We start from the raw sequence: 17,417 nt of genomic DNA on the forward strand, positions 1-17,417 counted from the left end.
GGTTCCGGGCGGGTGCCGGCGCGGGCGTCCGCAGAATGTCGGCGGGGTGCCGGCGGGGGCCCTCAGTCGACGGTCAGGACCAGCTTCCCGGTGGTCCGGCCGGTGTCCCCGAGCCGGTGGGCCTCGGCCGCCTCGGCCAGCGGGAACGTCCCGGCGATCGTGGCGCGCAGCGTGCCCGCCTCGACCATCTCGGCGACCGTGCGCATCCCGGTCCGGTCGGCGTCGACGAGCATGCGCACCGCGCGGACGCCGAGCTCCTCGGCCCGGTCGAAGAACTCCCGCGATCCGACGGGCAGGATCGACACCACGACACCGCCCGGACGCAGGACGCGCAGGGAGTCCGTGGACGTGCTCCCCCCGAGGGTGTCCAGTACCACGTCGACGTCCTTCACGGCCTCGGTGAAGTCCGTCTCCCGGTAGTCGATCACCTCGTCGGCGCCGAGCTCCCGCAGGAAGCCGTGCTTGCCCGCGCTCGCCGTGCCGATCACGTACGCGCCGCGCGCCTTGGCGATCTGCACGGCCACGTGCCCGACGCCGCCGGCCGCCGCGTGGACGAGGACCCGCTGTCCCGCCCGGACGTCGGCGACCTCGCCCAGCGCCTGGAGCGCGGTCAGCGAGACCAGCGGCAGCGCGGCCGCCTGGACGTGGTCGACCCCGGCCGGCTTGTGCCACAGGGCGCGGACGGGCGCGACGGCGTACTCGGCGTGCGAGCCGTGGCCGTACGGGTAGGGCAGCATGCCGAAGACGTCGTCCCCGGGCCGGAAGGCGGCGACGCCGACGCCCACCTCCTCGACCGTGCCGGAGACGTCCCACCCCAGGACGAACGGGGGCCTGCCGAGGAAACCGCCGTTCGCGCGGTGCTTCCAGTCGGTCGGGTTGACGCCGGCGGCGCGGACCCGGACCAGCACCTCGTTGGGACGCGGCCGGGGCCGTTCGACCACGGCCTCGCGCAGGACCTCGGGACCGCCGAGGACGTCTTGTGTGATGACGCGCATGGTGCGCTCAGTGCTCATGCCACCACACCCTGCCAGCGGCGGACAGCCGCGATAAGTGGCACGATTGCCACTCTTCGATAAGATCGTGCCATGCATGGTGGTCATCAGCGCCCAGAACGCGTCGTCGTCCTCGCCCTCGACGGCGTCTACCCCTTCGAACTGGGCATCCCGAGCCGCATCCTCGGCGCGGCCGACGGCCGCTACGAGGTCCTGACCTGCACGGTGGACGGCCGGCCGGTCTCCACGGCCGCCGACTTCACGATCGGTGTCGAGCACGGCCCCGAGATCCTGGAGACGGCCGGCACCGTGGTCATCGCCCCCGTCTCGCCCGCCCGGGTCACCGCCGAGCTCCCCGCCGCCGTCGCGGCCGCGCTCGCCCGGATCCGCCCCGACGCGCGCATCGTCTCCATCTGCACCGGCGCCTTCGTCCTGGCCTCCGCCGGTCTGCTCGACGGCCGCCGGGCCACCACGCACTGGCAGCTCGCCGAGCACTTCCGCCGTATGTTCCCGCACGTGGACCTCGACCCGGACGTGCTGTTCGTCGACGACGGCCGGGTGCTGACCTCGGCCGGCGCCGCCTCCGGTGTCGACGTCTGCCTGCACCTGCTGCGCAAGGACCACGGCAGCGACCTCGCCAACAAGGTGGCCCGCCGCTGCGTCGTCCCGCCCTTCCGGGACGGCGGCCAGGCCCAGTACATCGAACAGCCGGTGCCCGAGGCCGGCGCCGCGAGCACGGCCGCCACCCGCGCCTGGGCACTCGAACGCCTCGACGAACCCCTCGCCCTGGCCGACCTCGCCGCGCACGCCCGGATGAGCCTGCGCACCTTCGCCCGCCGCTTCCACGACGAGGTCGGCCTCAGCCCCGGCCGCTGGATCGTCCAGCAGCGCGTGGCGCACGCCCGGCGCCTGCTGGAGTCCACGGACCTGACGGTGGACCAGATCGCGGGCCGGGTCGGCTTCGCCACGGGCGCCTCGCTGCGCCAGCATCTGCACGCCTCGATCGGCGTCTCGCCCCAGGCGTACCGCAGGACCTTCCAGGAGGCCTCCTGAACCCGCGGCGGACCTCTCGGCCCCGCGTCCCGTGCCGCCCACCGAACGTTCCGGGCCGCTGCCGCGTCGCAGAAGCGCGGGGGAGACGGTCGTGACGGAACGGTCGTGACGGAACAGTCGGGACGGAACGAGGGGGCGGGGATGCGCGCAGGATCGAGGCGGCTCACGGGGCTGAGGGGGCTCGGAGCGCTCGTGGCGGTGACGGCGTCGGTGGCGACGGCCGCCGTGGGCTGCGGCGCGGGGCAGGAGGACGCGGACGTGGTCGTGGCGGGCACCGCACCGGCCACGCCGTACGGCGGACCGCTGTACGTCCCCGTGCAGGACGTGGACGAGGACAGCGAGCGGGCCGTGCTCGCCACGTCGGGCGCCGCCGGGCGGGCGCTGGAGTGCGACGGCGAGGCCTACTCGGGCAGCCACGGTGAGACCTGGAGCGCGAGCGACGCCGGCGCGACCCCGGAGGACGGCCTGCGGCTGTACTTCGCCATCGAGCAGCCGGACGTCCCCCGCTCCGGCTACCGTGCCGAACGGACGGAGACCGGTCGCGTCCTGTACTCCTTCGACGTCGACGGCCGGACCAAGGTCGCCGTCGTGGTCGCCGAGGACCGGAAGGGCCGGCCCGGCTGGGGACCGGAGACCAGCGCCTCCTGCGACCCGGCCGAACTCCCGGCGGCGTTCACCGACTCCCGGGAGTACGAGGTCTGGACCGACGCGGACGGCGGGCGGGTGCCGGTCAGCACCCTCAGCAGCCACGCCGGAGCGGACCACTGCGACTGGCAGTCGGCGCACTTCCTGGTGCTGGGCCGGGGCGAGGACAGCCGCCAGTACGTCCGCGACCCCGAGGGGGTGCTCGACGCCGGACTGCTCAGCGCGCCCTACGACGGGGACGCCCGTCTGCCCGGGGACGCCCACGACACCGGATACCGCCACCGCGGCCGGGAGTTGTGGCTGCGGGACGATCCGTCGGCGGTGTACGTGCGCACGCCCGACGGCGTGGAGGCCTGGCCACTGGCGAAGAGCACCATCGCCTGCATGTGACCCTCACGTCACCCGACGGCGCGCGGCGGGACCGGTCGCGCGTCCGCGGCCCCCCGGCCGCTCACCCCCCGACCACTCACCCCCGCGAGGGCCCAACGCCCGCCGCCCCCCGCCCGCTCACCCCCGGGCGGCCGTACGCCCGCCGCCCCGGCGCGGCACCCGGCCCGGGACGGCGCCGACCCCCGGACGACGTCCCGACGTCCCGACGTCCCCTGCGCCTCGGCGCACGCGCACCCACACTGGAGACATGACCTCAGCACCCGCACGCTCCCCACAGCAGCGCAGGCAGGACACCCTGCACCGGCTGGAACACGACGTCGACGCCTGGGTCGCCACGGCCGCCGAGGGCGGCGCCGCCCCCTGGCTGGTCCCGCTCTCCTTCGTCTGGGACGGCGCCACCTTCCTCGTCGCCACCCCGGCCACCAGCCCCACCGGCCGCAACCTGAGCAGCACCGGCGTCACCCGTCTGGGGATCGGTCCGACGGACGACGTCGTCATGGTCGAGGGCACCGCGGTGGCCGTGCCGCCCGCCGAACTGCCCGAGGAGGACGCGGAGATCTTCGCCGGTAAGACCGGCTTCGACCCGCGCCGGCTGCCCGCGCCCTACCTGTACTTCCGCATCCTGCCCCGCCGGATCCAGGCCTGGCGTGCGGCGGGCGAGTTCGAGGGACGCGAGCTGATGCGGGACGGACGGTGGCTGGTGGGCGACTGAAACCGGGGTATCCGCAAGGTCCGGGGGCGGTGCCGGTCCGTCCCCGGCGGACCGAACTGCGGAGGAGACATGGCACTGGTGAACGCGGGCGTCGTGGTGCTCGACTGCGCCGAGCCCGAGAGGCTCGCCGAGTTCTACAAGGAACTGCTGGACGGCCGGGAGACCGACGTCACCGCCAACCGGGTGGAGATCGAGGGGGCCGGCGGAACGCGGCTCGCCTTCCGGCGCGACGTCAACGCGACCCCGCCCAGCTGGCCCCGCCCCGAGAACTCCCTCCAGGCCCACCTGGACTTCCTCGTCGACGACCTGGACGAGGTGGAACGGCTGATCGTCGGCCTCGGCGGTCGCCCCCTGGAGACCAGGGGCGCCGACGGACCGTACGAGGAGCGCGGCTACGCCGACCCGGCCGGACACTCCTTCACCCTGCGGCAGACGCCGTCCACGGCCCCGAAGCAGGGGTGAGGAACCCCGCACGGGCTCACCGACGGAGCCGACCCGGGCCGGAGCCCGCGCTGCCCCAGCCGGACTCCGCCCCGCCCCGCCCGGGCCGGAGTACGGGCGGGGCGGAGTACGGGCGGGGACCCTTCTAGTCCCGGCCCCCCTTCTCCTTGGTCGGCCACACCCCCGTGGACCGTTCGATCGCCTTCGCCCCCGTGCGGTCCGCCGCGCTGCGCACCGCGGCGAAGATCGCGCCCTGGATCGCCGCGGCCAGCAGGACCTCCCCCCAGCCGCGGTCCTTGTCCAGCGCGTCGGGCGCGTCGTCCTCGTGCCGTACCGCCTTCCAGATCTTGCGGAAGGCCATGCCGGCCAGCGCACCGCTCGCCCAGCCGAACACGAATCCGACGGGCTGGTAGACGAGGGGGAGCTTCTGTTTCTTGCCCATGGGGGCCTCCTTGTGTGTAGGGGAAAAGGGAGAGAGGGGAGGAAGGGAGGGAAGGGAGGGGAGGGGACGCGGTGGGACGGGGGGACGTCAGGGCCGGCCCTGACGGGGGACCTCCTCGCCGGCCCGCACCGGCCCCGGCGGTGTCCCCTCGCCGAACGGGCGCCCGCCGAGTTCCTCCCGGTGGTGCGGGGTCAGCCAGCCCGACAGGTCGGGCCCGAGGGGGACGATCCGGGTCGGGTTGATCCCGGTGTGCACCTGGTAGTAGTGCCGCTTGATGTGGTCGAAGTCGACCGTGTCCCCGAAGCCGGGCGTCTGGAACAGATCCCGGGCGTACGCCCACAGGACCCGGTCCTCCGTCAGCTTCCGGCGGTTGCACTTGAAGTGGCCGTGGTACACGGCGTCGAAGCGCACCAGCGTGGTGAACAGCCGGATGTCCGCCTCGGTGAGGGTGTCGCCGACGAGGTAGCGCCGGTCGGCCAGCCGGGACGACAACTTCTCCAGGCACCGGAAGACACCCGCGCAGGCGTCGTCGTACGCGCCCTGCTCGTGGGCGAAACCCGCCCGGTACACGCCGTTGTTGAGGTCCTCGTAGATGTCGGCCATGACCGTGTCGATCTCGTCGCGCCTCCGGCTCGGGTAGAGGTCGGGCGCGCCGGGGCGGTGCAGGCCGGTCCACTCGGTGGCGAGGTCGAGGGTGATCCGCTGGTAGTCGTTGGTGACCAGCCTGCCGCTGGGCACGTCCACGACGGCCGGCACGCTCACCCCGCCCGGGTAGCCGGTCTCCCGCGCGTCGTACGCCTCGGCGAGGTACCGGATGCCGAGGACCGGGTCGCGGCCGCCGGGGTCGAGGGTGAAGCGCCAGCTGCGGTCGTCCTGGACCGGATCGGCGATCGCCATCGACAGGGCGTCCTCCAGCCCGAGCAGCCGCCGGGAGATCACCGCCCGGCTCGCCCACGGGCAGGCACGGCTGACCACCAGGCGGTAGCGGCCTGCCTCCGCGGGCCAGCCGTCCCGGCCGTCCGCGGTGATCCGGTCGGCGAAATGGCTCCTGGAGCGTTTGAACGCCGTGTGGCCGTAGGCGCGGTTGCCGTCGCTCCCGCCGCTCATGGTCCGTACCTCCCTCTGGTGGTGCATGGGTGCCCCGCTGGTGGTGCATGGGTGCCCCGCACACAACACGTTCCCCGTTTTCCGCCGACGGCACGGTGTGAGGGCGACCGGCCGGGGCATTCGCCGGAGGGTGACTGGGACATCCTCGGAACGCACCACGCGACGAAGCACCGGAGAACGAGCGGCGACGGACGGGGGCGGGCGCCCCGGGAGCGCGGCGGACCGCAGGACACGCGTCACCGTGCTGGTGGCGCTCGCGGCCAACCTGGTCATCGCCGTGGCCAAGGCGGTGGGGGGCCTGCTCGCGCATTCCCCCGCCCTGCTGTCGGAGGCGGCGCACTCCGTGGCCGACAGCCTCAACGAGGTGTTCCTCCTCGCCGCGCTGCGCCGCAGCCGCCGCCCGGCCGACCGTCGCCACCCCTTCGGCTACGGCAAGGAACGCTTCTTCTGGTCGCTCCTCGCGGCCGTCGGCATCTTCGTCATGGGCGGCTGCTTCTCCTTCTTCCAGGGCGTCGAGGCCCTGCGGACGGGCGGTGAGGAGTCGTTCGGCGGTTACGTGGCCGGCCTGGCCGTGCTCGGCGTCGCCCTCCTCGCCGAGGGGGCCTCCCTCGCCCGGGCCCTGCACCAGGTGCACCGCCAGGGGGGTACGGACGGTCTGCGCGACCCCGCCCTGCGCACGGTCGTCGCGGAGGACGGCACCGCCGTGCTCGGCGTCACGCTCGCCGCGGCCGGCATGGTCCTGCACATGGTCACCGGACAGATCGTGTGGGAGGCCTGCGCCTCGCTCGCGATCGGAGCGCTGCTCGTCTACGTCGCCTACCGCCTCGGCCGCGAGGCCCGCGACCAGCTGATCGGCGAGGCCGCCGACCCCGAGATCGACCGGCGCATCCAGGCGCTGCTGGCGGCCCAGCCGGAGATCGACAGCGTGGAGGCGCTGTTCACGATGAAGACGGGCATCGACTCCGTCCTGGTGGCGGCCCGGGTCGACCTCGTGCCCGGCATGGACAGCGAGCGGGTGGAGGAGGTCGCCGTCCGCATCAAGCGTTCGATCGCCGGCCTCGTTCCCGAGGCCGACCGGATCTTCCTCGACGTGACCGACCGCCCGGCGCAGGAGGCAGGGGAAAGCCCCGCCGCGACGGGGGAACGCGGCGGGGCCTGACGTTCAGGTGCCCGGTCCCGGCGCGGCCATGCGCCGGGCGGGCAGATTTTTCTACGCGTTCTCGCGGCGAGGCCCGCGGCCCCACAGCTTCCGCGGGCCGCGGCCCCGGGGCTCCTGGAGTCCCGGAGTCCCGGAGCCCCGGAGAACCGCGGGCCGGGCGGCTCCCGGGCCGGAGACCGCGGTGCCCGTCCCGCGCGGTTCAGTGGCGGTCGACCGGCTCCAGGACGAAGACGGGGATCTCCCGGTCGGTCTTCTCCTGGTAGTCCGCGTACGGCGGGAACGCCGCGACCGCCCGCTTCCACCACGCGGCCTTCTCCTCGCCGGTGACCTCACGGGCCGTCATGTCCTGGCGCACCGGACCGTCCTGGAGCTCCACCCGGGGGTCGGCCTTGAGGTTGTGGTACCAGACGGGGTGCGTGGGCGCCCCGCCCTGGGAGGCGACCACGGCGTACCGGCCGTCGTCCTCGACCCGCATCAGCGGCGTCTTGCGGATCTTCCCGCTCTTCGCACCCAGGGTCGTCAGCAGGACCACGGGCAGGCCCGTGTCCCGCAGCGTCGTGCCCCGCGTGCCGCCGGAGCTCTCGTACAGCTCCACCTGCTCGCGCACCCACTGGGTCGGGCTGGGTTCGTACTCGCCCTCGAGAGGCATGGCATCCGTCCCCTTCGTCGTCATGTGGCCGTCCCGGCGCCGGGACGTCGCCGTCCTCGCCGCCGCACGCAGCTTCAACACGGTCGCGCGCGGCTTTCATCCACACGACGCCCGTCGCCCGCGCCCGCACCACCATCCTCACCGCCGCCACCCCTCGTCACCCCGCTCGACACGAGCGCCGTCACCGGCCGCCCGCGAGCGCGGCCCCCCACATCCCTGGGAGGGGGACCACCCGCCCCCATCGAGGCCGACCGCCCACCCCCGTTGAGTAGGGTTCCCGCGTGACCGAACAGGACGAGCAGCCACCCTTCCTCTACGTCGTCGTCTGCGCCGCGGGCATCGCCGCCGACGTCGGCAGGCTGATCAGCGCCGCGCAGGAACGGCACTGGCACGTCGGTGTCATCGCCACCCCCCTCGCCATGAACGGCTTCTTCGACACCGCCGCCGTCGAGGCGCAGACCGGCCGCCCGATCCGCTCCGCGTGGCGGCGCCCGGGCGACCCGCGCCCCTTCCCGCAGCCCGACGCGGTCGTGGTCGCCCCGGCCACCTTCAACACCATCAACAAGTGGGCGGCCGGCATCGCCGACACCCTCGCCCTGGCCACCCTCTGCGAGGTGTCCGGCCTGGGCGTCCCCGTCGGCGTCCTGCCCTGCGTGGGGGACGCGCTGGCGGCCCATCCCGCCTACCAGGAGAGCCTGATCCGGCTGCGGGGCACGGGCGTGCGGTTCGGGTACCCCTCCTCGGGCGCGCCGGGGGAGGAGTTCGGATGGGAACGGGTGCTGGACCTGATCGAGTGAGCCGGACGCCCGACGCCCGACGCCCGACGCCCGACGCCGGGCGCCCGGCCGTGCCCACGCTGTGCCGGGGCCGGCGTCCGCAGCCGTGCGGCTGGGCCACGACGTAGGCTCCCGTCGGTAGCCCACACGACGTCAGGAGCAGCGACGATGCAGTACGTGAAGCTCGGTTCGACGGGTCTGGACGTGTCACGGATCTGTCTGGGGTGCATGACCTACGGAGTCCCCGACCGGGGCACGCACGAGTGGACCCTCGACGAGGAGGCGTCCCGTCCGCTCATCCGGCAGGCGCTGGACGCCGGCATCACCTTCTTCGACACCGCCAACGTCTACTCCGACGGCACCAGTGAGGAGATCGTCGGCAGGGCGCTGCGCGACTTCGCCCGCCGCGACGAGATCGTCCTCGCCACGAAGGTGCACGGGCGGATGCGTACCGGTCCCAACGGCGGCGGTCTGTCCCGCAAGGCGATCCTCACCGAGATCGACCACAGCCTCACCCGCCTCGGCACCGACTACGTCGACCTCTACCAGATCCACCGCTTCGACCCGTACACCCCGGTCGAGGAGACGATGGAGGCGCTGCACGACCTGGTGAAGGCGGGCAAGGTGCGCTACATCGGGGCGAGTTCGATGTACGCCTGGCAGTTCTCCAAGATGCAGTACACCGCCGAGCTGCACGGCTGGACGAGGTTCGTGTCCATGCAGAACCACTACAACCTCCTCTACCGCGAGGAGGAGCGCGAGATGCTCCCGCTCTGCGCCGACCAGGGCGTCGGTGTCCTGCCCTGGAGCCCGCTGGCCCGGGGCCGCCTCACCCGTGACTGGGGCACCGTCACCGAGCGCAGCGCCCAGGACGACTTCGGCAGCCGCCTCTACCTGGACGGCGACCGCTCGATCGTCGAGGCCGTCACCCGCATCGCGAACGACCGGGGCGTGCCCCGCGCCCGGGTGGCCCTGGCCTGGCTGCTGCACCAGGACACGGTGACGGCGCCGATCATCGGCGCGTCCAAGCCGCAGCACATCGAGGACGCCGCGGCGGCCGTGGAACTGACACTGAGCGACAAGGAACTGGAGGAACTCCAGCAGCCCTACGCCCCCCACCCGATCTCCGGCCACTGAGACACCCCCGGACCCCCGGACCCAGGACTTCGGACCCCGGACCCCGGACCCCGGGCAGCGCGGGGAGCCCGGGAGTGCGGTCCGTGCGGTGAGGCTCCCGCGCCGCACGGACCGCCCCTCTCCGGGACCCCACCCGGAAAGGCGGCGATCTCCTCACGCTTCCCCTGAACCATCGGTGTCGAGAAGATGGATTGACGATTCGTCAATAGTTCACGGGGGCAGCGCCCGGCGCGAAAGCGCGGCATCCCTTGTTCCGCCTGGTACGCCTGTGCCAGGGTGGGCCTTGTCGGCGCACGGACATCAATTCCCCCACTGTGCGCACGAGACGCCTCACGTTCAGACCCCCCACGCTTCAAAAGAGCTGATCCCCCCGGACGTTCGAGGCGTCGAACACTGTGCGAGAGGGTCCCTCCGGCCGTGCGCCGGGAGATCCGCATACCGGTAGGTATGGACTTCAAGCCGCAGTCCCCGGAAGGAATGCAGCCGTGAAAGACGCAGGCATGTCGAATTCCCCTTCGGCGCGCCGTTCCGAGGTGACGGACGAACAGCTGGGCGCCGAGCTGAAGAACTGGACGGGAGCGTCGCCCGCGCTGCACCCCGTCGGCGAACTCCTCGACCGGCACTGGGAAGCGGTCATCGCCTACGCGCGGCTGTGCGCCCACGGGGAGCGCGCGGCCGGCATGCTCACCACGGCGGCGTTCACCCGGCTCTTCGGGGAGACCCTGCGGCAGAACGGCCCGACCGCCGCCTGGCGCCCCCATCTGCTGGTCACCGTGCGCCGCATCGTCGCGGAGTGGGACGCCGACGGCCGCCGCGACCTGCTCCACCCCGACCTGCGCGCCGCGGACGGCGACACCGACCGGATGGCCGCCCGCCTGCTCCCGCCCGTGAACCGGCGCCTGCTGTCCCGGGCGTTCCAGCGGCTGCCCCAGACGGCCCGCTGCCTGCTGTGGCACATCGAGGTCGAGACCGAGCCCCTCGCCGTCCCCGCCGGTCTGCTCGGCATGGAGGACGAGGGCGCCCGGGTCGAACTGCGCCGGGCCCGCGAACGGCTGCGCGAGGAGTGCCTCCAGCTCCACCGCGAGCTCGCCGTCGACGAGGAGTGCCACCGGTACCACCGGCTCCTCGACGCCACCTGCCGCCGGATCGGCGTCGACGTCGACCCCGATCTGCGCGCCCACCTCGACCAGTGCCGGCACTGCGCGCACACCGCCGACCAGCTGAACCAGTTCGACGCCCACTTCGGCGTCGCCCTCGCCGAGGGCGTGCTGGGCTGGAACGCCGCGGCGTACATGGCGGTCCGGGCGGCCGGCACCGCCCCCTCCGCCGACGCCTCGGCGGACGCCCCGGCCGGCGGAGGCGGGGCGGTACCGGGCGAGGCGTTCACCGACGAGACGTCCGTCCCCGACGCCTCCGTACCGGCCGGCACCCGCTCCGCCGCCCCGGACCCGCTCCCCGCCGCCGGACCCCGTACCCGCCGGGGCGTCCGCCCCCGGACCGCCCCGCACCACGCCTCGGGCACGGCGCGCCACGGCGCCCCCGGCACCGCACCGCGCACCGCACCCCGTCCCGGCCCGGAGGACGCCGAACCGCACGCCGGCCCCGCCACGCCGGGACCGAGCTCCGCCACGCCGGGACCGAGCCCCGCCACGCGGGAACCGGACCTCGATGCCGCGGAACCGCATCCCGACAACTCGGGGGCGCGCTCCGCCACCGGTGCCCGTCCCGTGTCCCGCCGTGCTGCCCAGAAGGCCGCCCGCCGCGTCCGTCGCCGCAATGTGGCCGCCGCCGTCCTCACCGTCAGCGGGCTGATCGTCGCCCCGCTCGTGCTGTGGTCCGTCCTCGGCTCCGGCGACGGCGCGGACCCCGCCACCGGTGACGCGGCCCGACGGACCCCCGGTCCGACCACGGACACCGCCGGCCCGTCCTGGACGGGTGCGGGCTCGGAGACCCAGGGCACCCTGCGCGGCCGTCTGCACAACGTCGCCTCCGGGCTCTGCGTCGGCATCGCCGGCGGAAAGGCCGTCCAGGGTGCCGAGGCCCAGCTCGCGACCTGCTCCTCCGCCGCCGGGCAGCAGTGGTCGTACGAGACGGACGGGCTGCTGCGCAGCGCCGAGGAGCCCGGTCTCTGCGCCGACTCGCGGCTCGGCTACTCGGTGCGGCTCGCGCCCTGCACGGAGGGCGGCACGTACGTCCGCTACGACTTCACGCTCCAGGGCACGCTGGTCCCGCGGGGGAGCCAGGACCTGGCGCTCGCCCCGGCCGCCACCGACGGCTCGGGCGCCGTCGTCCTGAAGAACCGTGACGAGGGCGCGGCCCAGCGCTGGGTGATCGACACCTCGCAGCCCGATCCCCAGCTCCAGTTCGTCAACTGGGGCGCCGACGCCACCGCGGAGTCCACCCCCGCCCCCGCCTCCGGGTCCGCGCAGCCGACCACCGCCACACCCGCCCCCCAGCCCTCCGCCACCTCGACGGCGACTCCCAGCCCGTCGGCCACCAGCTCCGCACCCGGCACCGACACGTCCTCCTGCGCGCCCGGCTCCTCGTCCTCCTGCGCGTGGGACGGCGAGCCGGATTCCCCCGGCGGATCGGGCGACGGCGACGGCGGGCGAGGGAGCGACGGCGGCGAGGGCTCCGGCGGCGGGCGCCGCTGACCCCGGCTCGTCCGCCGCCCTGACCGCGGAGCCGACCGGCCGGATCCCGGGACGGGACCCCAGGACGGGCCACCAGGACGGGGCCGCAGGAGAGGACTTCTGGACAGGACCCCAGAACGGGACCCAGAACGGGCAGGCACCCCCGCGCCTCCCCGCATCCCGCCCCTTCGCCCCTACTCCTCCTCGAACAGCCCGAGTTCGGCCCAGATGGTCTTCCCCTCGGAGGTGTGCCGGCTGCCCCACCGCTGGGTGAGCTGGGCGACCAGCAGCAGTCCCCGGCCCCCCTCGTCGAAGGTCTTCGCCCGGCGCAGGTGCGGGGCGGTGTGGTTGGTGTCGGAGACCTCGCAGATCAGCGTGGAGGCGTCGTGGATCAGCCGGAGCCGGATGGGCCGGGCGCCGTACCGGATGGCGTTGGTGACCAGCTCGCTCACCACCAGCTCGGCCGTGAAGGACGCCTCGACCAGGTGCCAGCGCTCCAGCTGATCGACGACCTGCTTGCGGACCGGCGCGACGAGCGCGGGGTCCGGGGGGATGTCCCAGGTCGCGACCTGGGAACCGGGCAGCCCCCGGGTGCGGGCCAGCAGCAGCGCCACGTCGTCCGACGCACCGCCCGGCGGCAGCAGGGAGTGCAGGACGCGGTCGCAGGTCTCGTCGAGGGAGGCCGAGTACGCGGCCAGCGCGTCGTGCAGCACCTGGTGACCGGCGTCCACGTCCCGGTCCCGGCACTCGATCAGACCGTCGGTGTAGAAGGCCAGCACCGAACCCTCGGCGAGCTCCAGCTCGGCCGACTCGAACGGCAGCCCGCCCAGGCCCAGCGGGGGACCCGCGGGCAGCTCCACCTGACGCGGGGCGCCGTCCGGCGGCAGCACCAGGGGCGTCGGGTGCCCGGCCCGGGCCATGCTGCAACGCCGTGAGACCGGGTCGTACACCGCGTACAGGCAGGTCGCGCCGACCTCGCCGGTGCTGCCGTCGCCGCCCGCCTCCTCGGACAGCCGGACGACCAGGTCGTCGAGGTGGGTGAGGAGCTCGTCGGGCGCGAGGTCGATGTCGGCGAGGGTGCGCACGGCGGTGCGCAGCCGGCCCATGGTGGCCGAGGCCTGGATGCCGTGCCCCACGACGTCGCCCACCACCATCGCGACCCGCAGCCCGGACAGCGGGATCACGTCGAACCAGTCGCCGCCCACCCCCGCCCGGGCGGCCGGCAGATAGCGGGAGGCGGCGTCGACGGCGGCGGTGCGGGGCAGGGAGCGCGGGAGCAGACTGCGCTGGAGGGCCAGGGCGGTCTCGCGTTCCCGGGAGTAGCGGCGGGCGTTGTCGATGCAGACGGCGGCGCGGGCCGTGACCTCCTCGGCCAGCAGCACGTCGTCGGGGGAGAAGGGGTCCTGGCGCCGGTAGCGGGTGAAGACGACGACGCCGAGGGTGGTGCCCCGGGCCTGGATCGGCACGGACATCGTGGAGTGGATGCCGTACTCCGTCACCCGGTCCACCCGCCGCGCGTCCCAGTAACGCCAGGCGTCCAGGTCGCCGGACGGCACCGGGGTCACGACGCTGCGCCCCGCGAGCAGGGAGGCGATCTGCGGGGCCTCCGCGGGGTAGACGTCGAGCCGGCCGGGTTCGACGACGGCCTCCGGGGAGCCCGGGGTGATGGAGTGGTGCGCCGCCCGCCGCAGGTGGACCGGCGCGGTCAGCGGACCGGTCGTCTCCTCGCCGGGCTCCTGCGGGTCGAGCAGGTCGACGCTGACGAAGTCGGCCAGGGCCGGCACGCACACCTCGGCCAGTTCCTGGGCGGTCCGGGTGACGTCGAGGGTGCTGCCGATGCGCACGCTCGCCTCGTTGACCAGCTGGAGCCGCTCCCGGGCGAGGTAGTGCCCGGTGAAGTCGTGGAGGGTCACACAGACGCCCCGCACCCGTCCCGAGGCGTCGGTGAGCGGCGCTATGCGCATGAGCCAGGCGTGCGGCCGCTCCTCGCCCGTGGCCTTCATGAAGGTCTGCATCTCATGGCGCTCGCCGGTGGCCAGGACCCGGCGCATGTACGCCTCGACCTCCTGGCCCTGCGGTGCGGGGCCGACGTCGCCGGCGCGCAGACCGCGGACACGGCCGGCCGGCAGCTCGATCAGTTCGGCCATGGCGTCGTTGACGGCGCGCAGGCGCAGCTGGTCGTCGAAGACCACCGTGGCGCAGGGCGACTGGGTGAGGGCCGCCCGCAGCAGCTCGTCGTCCTCCGGCGCCGGGTACACGGCGGGCAGCGGGCTCACGGCGAGCCAGGTGACCGGGCCGCCGTCGTCCGACGGTCTGCGGCGGGCGAGCAGCCAGACGGACACGGTGTGGCCCTCGCGGTGCCGCAGCGCCACGGTGCCGCTCCAGCGCTGGTCACCGGGGCCGGGGGGCCGGGCGCCGTCGTCGGCCAGGAGGACGGCGGCGGGCCGGCCGACGACCTCGGCGGGCTCGTAGCCCAGCAGGCGGCGCGCTCCCTCGCTCCACCGGGTCAGCGTGCCGTCCTCGTGGATGACCGCCCGCGCCGTCGAGGCGTCGTCGAACGGGAAGTCCGGGCTCATCGTTCCACTCCATCGCGGACACTCACAGTGAACAGACACGTCACGTGCGTTCCACCTTAGTGCTTGTGGCCCCGGCGCGGAGCGGAACCGTTCCGGCCCTCCCATCGGATGACGAACGGGAGCGAACCGGGCGTCGGGAGGCGCGTGGAAGCGCGTGGGGGCGGCAGTGCGGGGTGGGGCGCCGACCGTCCGGCGCGCGCCCGACGAACACGCTCGGTGAGCGCTCCGCGCGCCGGGCCGCCCGAAGGACCGTCAACGGCTCCCGACGGGCCGCGCCGCCCGAAGGACCGTCAGCGGCTCCCGACAGGCCGGTCCGTCCGAACCGTTGACGGAGTGTCATGACTCCGACCAGCATGTCCCGCGACCGTCCTTTGGGAGCGCTCCCATGAGGGGTGCTTCCCCTAGTCGCCCAGGAGACCGGACGTGACACGACGCAGAACCGTCCTGCTGACCCTGGCGGCCCTGCTGGGCTCGGCGCTCACCGCGCTGCCCGCGGGGCCCGCCGCGGCCGAGGAGGTCGAGCAGGTCAGGAACGGCACCTTCGACACCACCCTCGACGGCTGGTGGAGCAGCAACGCCGCCGCCGCCCCCGCCGACGGCCGGCTGTGCGCGGACGTGCCCGGCGGCACGGTGAACCGCTGGGACTCCGCCGTCGGCCAGGACGGCATCACCCTGGTGAAGGGGGAGACCTACCGGTTCGCCTTCACGGCGTCCGGCGTCCCCGAGGGACACGTGGTCCGGGCGATCGTGGGGCAGTCGGTCACGCCGTACGCGACCTGGTACGAGGCGAGCCCCGTGCTCACCGGGTCGGCCGGCTCGTACTCCTACACCTTCACCTCCCCGGTCGACTCCGCCGAGGGCCAGGTCGCCTTCCAGGTCGGCGGGGCCGCGGACCCCTGGCGGTTCTGCCTCGACGACGTGTCCCTGCTGGGCGGGGTGCCGCCGGAGGTGTACGAGCCGGACACCGGGCCGCGCGTCCGCGTCAACCAGGTCGGTTACCTGCCCGCCGGGCCGAAGAACGCCACCCTCGTCACCGACGCCACCGCCGCGCTGCCCTGGGAGCTGCGCGACGCCGCGGGGGACGCCGTCGCGCGGGGCCGGACCGTGCCGCGCGGCGTCGACGCCTCCTCCGGCCAGAACGTGCACTCCATCGACTTCGGCGCGTACCGCACCCGGGGCACCGGCCTCACGCTCGTCGCGGACGGTGAGACCAGCCACCCCTTCGACATCGGCACGGCCGCCTACGAGCGGCTGCGGCTGGACGCGGTCAAGTACTACTACACCCAACGCAGCGGCACCGCGATCCGCGACGACCTGCGCCCCGGCTACGCGCGGGCCGCCGGCCACCTCGGCGTCGCCCCCAACCAGGGCGACACGTCCGTCCCCTGCCAGCCCGGGGTGTGCGACTACACCCTCGACGTCAGCGGCGGCTGGTACGACGCCGGCGACCACGGCAAGTACGTCGTCAACGGCGGCATCGCGACCTGGGAGCTCCTCAGCACCTACGAACGCTCCCTGCACGCCGGCACCGGCCGGCCGGCGAAGCTCGGCGACGGCACGCTCGCCCTGCCCGAGAGCGGCAACGGCGTGCCGGACGTCCTCGACGAGGCCCGCTGGGAGCTGGAGTTCCTGCTGAAGATGCAGGTCCCGGACGGACAGCCGCTGGCGGGCATGGCCCATCACAAGGTCCACGACGCACAGTGGACCGGCCTGCCGCTGCTGCCCGCCGACGACCCGCAGAAGCGCGAACTGCACCCGCCGACCACCGCGGCCACCCTCAACCTGGCGGCGACCGCCGCCCAGGCGGCCCGCCTGTACCAGCCCTACGACAAGGCCTTCGCCGCCCGCGCCCGCACGGCCGCCCGCAAGGCCTGGACGGCGGCCCTCGCCCACCCCGCCGTGTACGCCGACCCCGCCGACGCCACCGGCGGCGGCGCCTACAACGACGACGACGTCACCGACGAGTTCTACTGGGCCGCCGCCGAGCTCTACCTCACCACCGGCGAGAAGCGGTTCGCCGACCACGTCCTCGCCTCGCCCGTCCACACCGCCGACATCTTCGTCCCCAACGGCTTCGACTGGTCCAGGACCGCCGCCGCGGGCCGCCTCGACCTCGCGACCGTCCCCAGCGCGCTGCCCGGCCGTGACGCGGTCCGCCGCTCCGTGGTCGCCGGCGCCGACACCTACCTCGCCACCCTGCGGGCCCACCCCTACGGGATGCCCTACGCCCCCGACGGCAACCGCTACGACTGGGGCTCCGCCCACCAGGTCCTCAACAACGCCGTCGTCGTCGCCACCGCCCACGACATCACCGGCGCCCCGAAGTACCGCGACGGCGCCCTCGAGAGCATGGACTACGTCCTCGGCCGCAACGCGCTCAACATCTCCTACGTCACCGGCTACGGCGACGTCCACGCCCACCGGCAGCACAGCCGCTGGTACGCCCGGCAGCTCGACCCGGCCCTCCCCGCACCGCCGGCCGGCACCCTCGCGGGCGGCCCCAACTCCAGCATCCAGGGCCCCCTCGCCCAGTCCCTGCTGAAGGGCTGCGTCGGACAGTTCTGCTACATCGACGACATCCAGTCCTGGTCGACGAACGAGACCGCGGTCAACTGGAACGCGGCACTGGCGCGGATGGCGTCCTTCGCCGCCGACCAGGGATAGGCCCAGCCCCTTCGCGGTACCGCCTCGACAACGGTCTGACC

Annotated in this window: 14 protein-coding genes; 9 read left to right on the forward strand and 5 right to left on the reverse strand. The window is 74.2% G+C overall.

Annotated elements, in window-relative coordinates; translation table 11 throughout:
- Positions 1-62 precede the first annotated feature (62 nt).
- Positions 63-1,013: an NADP-dependent oxidoreductase gene (locus tag ACFYWQ_RS19900; protein ID WP_389518128.1), complete on the reverse strand. Its 951-nt coding sequence runs from the start codon at positions 1,011-1,013 to the stop codon at positions 63-65.
- A gap of 72 nt (positions 1,014-1,085) precedes the next feature.
- Here ACFYWQ_RS19900 and ACFYWQ_RS19905 point away from each other — a divergent pair, with 72 nt between their 5' ends.
- The 4 genes from ACFYWQ_RS19905 to ACFYWQ_RS19920 all read left to right on the forward strand — a co-directional run bounded on the left by ACFYWQ_RS19905 (position 1,086) and on the right by ACFYWQ_RS19920 (position 4,254).
- Positions 1,086-2,045 (forward strand): GlxA family transcriptional regulator, encoded by a 960-nt coding sequence (locus tag ACFYWQ_RS19905; protein WP_389518129.1) that lies wholly within the window; start codon positions 1,086-1,088, stop codon positions 2,043-2,045.
- A 141-nt stretch (positions 2,046-2,186) separates the two neighbouring features.
- Complete coding sequence (locus tag ACFYWQ_RS19910) at positions 2,187-3,080, forward strand: hypothetical protein (RefSeq protein WP_389518130.1); 894 nt, start codon at positions 2,187-2,189, stop codon at positions 3,078-3,080.
- A gap of 247 nt (positions 3,081-3,327) precedes the next feature.
- The gene (locus tag ACFYWQ_RS19915; protein ID WP_389518131.1) at positions 3,328-3,792 is read left to right on the forward strand and encodes a pyridoxamine 5'-phosphate oxidase family protein; all 465 of its coding nucleotides are present in this window, start codon (positions 3,328-3,330) and stop codon (positions 3,790-3,792) included.
- Positions 3,793-3,861: 69 nt separating this feature from the next.
- Positions 3,862-4,254: a VOC family protein gene (locus ACFYWQ_RS19920; protein ID WP_389518132.1), complete on the forward strand. Its 393-nt coding sequence runs from the start codon at positions 3,862-3,864 to the stop codon at positions 4,252-4,254.
- A 124-nt stretch (positions 4,255-4,378) separates the two neighbouring features.
- Here ACFYWQ_RS19920 and ACFYWQ_RS19925 read toward each other — a convergent pair whose 3' ends face one another.
- Together ACFYWQ_RS19925 and ACFYWQ_RS19930 are read right to left on the reverse strand one after the other, a co-directional pair.
- Positions 4,379-4,675: a DUF4235 domain-containing protein gene (locus ACFYWQ_RS19925; protein WP_389518133.1), complete on the reverse strand. Its 297-nt coding sequence runs from the start codon at positions 4,673-4,675 to the stop codon at positions 4,379-4,381.
- Between the two features lie 87 nt (positions 4,676-4,762).
- Positions 4,763-5,782 carry a glutathione S-transferase family protein gene (locus tag ACFYWQ_RS19930; protein WP_389518134.1) on the reverse strand — a complete coding sequence of 340 codons (1,020 nt, stop codon included), beginning with the start codon at positions 5,780-5,782 and terminating at the stop codon, positions 4,763-4,765.
- Positions 5,783-5,879: 97 nt separating this feature from the next.
- Between ACFYWQ_RS19930 and ACFYWQ_RS19935 the strand changes: the two genes are divergently transcribed.
- A complete protein-coding gene (locus tag ACFYWQ_RS19935; RefSeq protein WP_389518135.1) occupies positions 5,880-6,941 on the forward strand; it encodes a cation diffusion facilitator family transporter in 1,062 nt (353 codons plus the stop codon).
- Between the two features lie 199 nt (positions 6,942-7,140).
- On the opposite strand, the gene ACFYWQ_RS19940 is transcribed toward ACFYWQ_RS19935, so the two are convergent.
- Complete coding sequence (locus tag ACFYWQ_RS19940) at positions 7,141-7,590, reverse strand: nitroreductase family deazaflavin-dependent oxidoreductase (protein WP_389518136.1); 450 nt, start codon at positions 7,588-7,590, stop codon at positions 7,141-7,143.
- 281 nt (positions 7,591-7,871) lie between these two features.
- Here ACFYWQ_RS19940 and ACFYWQ_RS19945 point away from each other — a divergent pair, with 281 nt between their 5' ends.
- From ACFYWQ_RS19945 to ACFYWQ_RS19955, 3 genes are all read left to right on the forward strand, one after another.
- Positions 7,872-8,387 (forward strand): flavoprotein, encoded by a 516-nt coding sequence (locus ACFYWQ_RS19945; protein ID WP_389518137.1) that lies wholly within the window; start codon positions 7,872-7,874, stop codon positions 8,385-8,387.
- 147 nt (positions 8,388-8,534) lie between these two features.
- Positions 8,535-9,503, forward strand: a complete 969-nt coding sequence (locus ACFYWQ_RS19950; protein ID WP_389518138.1) for an aldo/keto reductase — start codon at positions 8,535-8,537, stop codon at positions 9,501-9,503.
- Between the two features lie 500 nt (positions 9,504-10,003).
- A complete protein-coding gene (locus ACFYWQ_RS19955) occupies positions 10,004-12,157 on the forward strand; it encodes a ricin-type beta-trefoil lectin domain protein (protein WP_389518139.1) in 2,154 nt (717 codons plus the stop codon).
- A 173-nt stretch (positions 12,158-12,330) separates the two neighbouring features.
- Here the strand turns inward: ACFYWQ_RS19955 and ACFYWQ_RS19960 are convergent, their stop codons facing one another.
- Positions 12,331-14,712 (reverse strand): SpoIIE family protein phosphatase, encoded by a 2,382-nt coding sequence (locus tag ACFYWQ_RS19960; protein WP_389518140.1) that lies wholly within the window; start codon positions 14,710-14,712, stop codon positions 12,331-12,333.
- Between the two features lie 423 nt (positions 14,713-15,135).
- Here ACFYWQ_RS19960 and ACFYWQ_RS19965 point away from each other — a divergent pair, with 423 nt between their 5' ends.
- Positions 15,136-17,376, forward strand: coding sequence for a glycoside hydrolase family 9 protein (locus ACFYWQ_RS19965; RefSeq protein WP_389518141.1), 2,241 nt, complete (start codon positions 15,136-15,138; stop codon positions 17,374-17,376).
- Positions 17,377-17,417: the final 41 nt, after the last annotated feature.

It is taken from the genome of Streptomyces sp. NPDC003247 (assembly GCF_042888135.1).
Classification (GTDB): domain Bacteria; phylum Actinomycetota; class Actinomycetes; order Streptomycetales; family Streptomycetaceae; genus Streptomyces.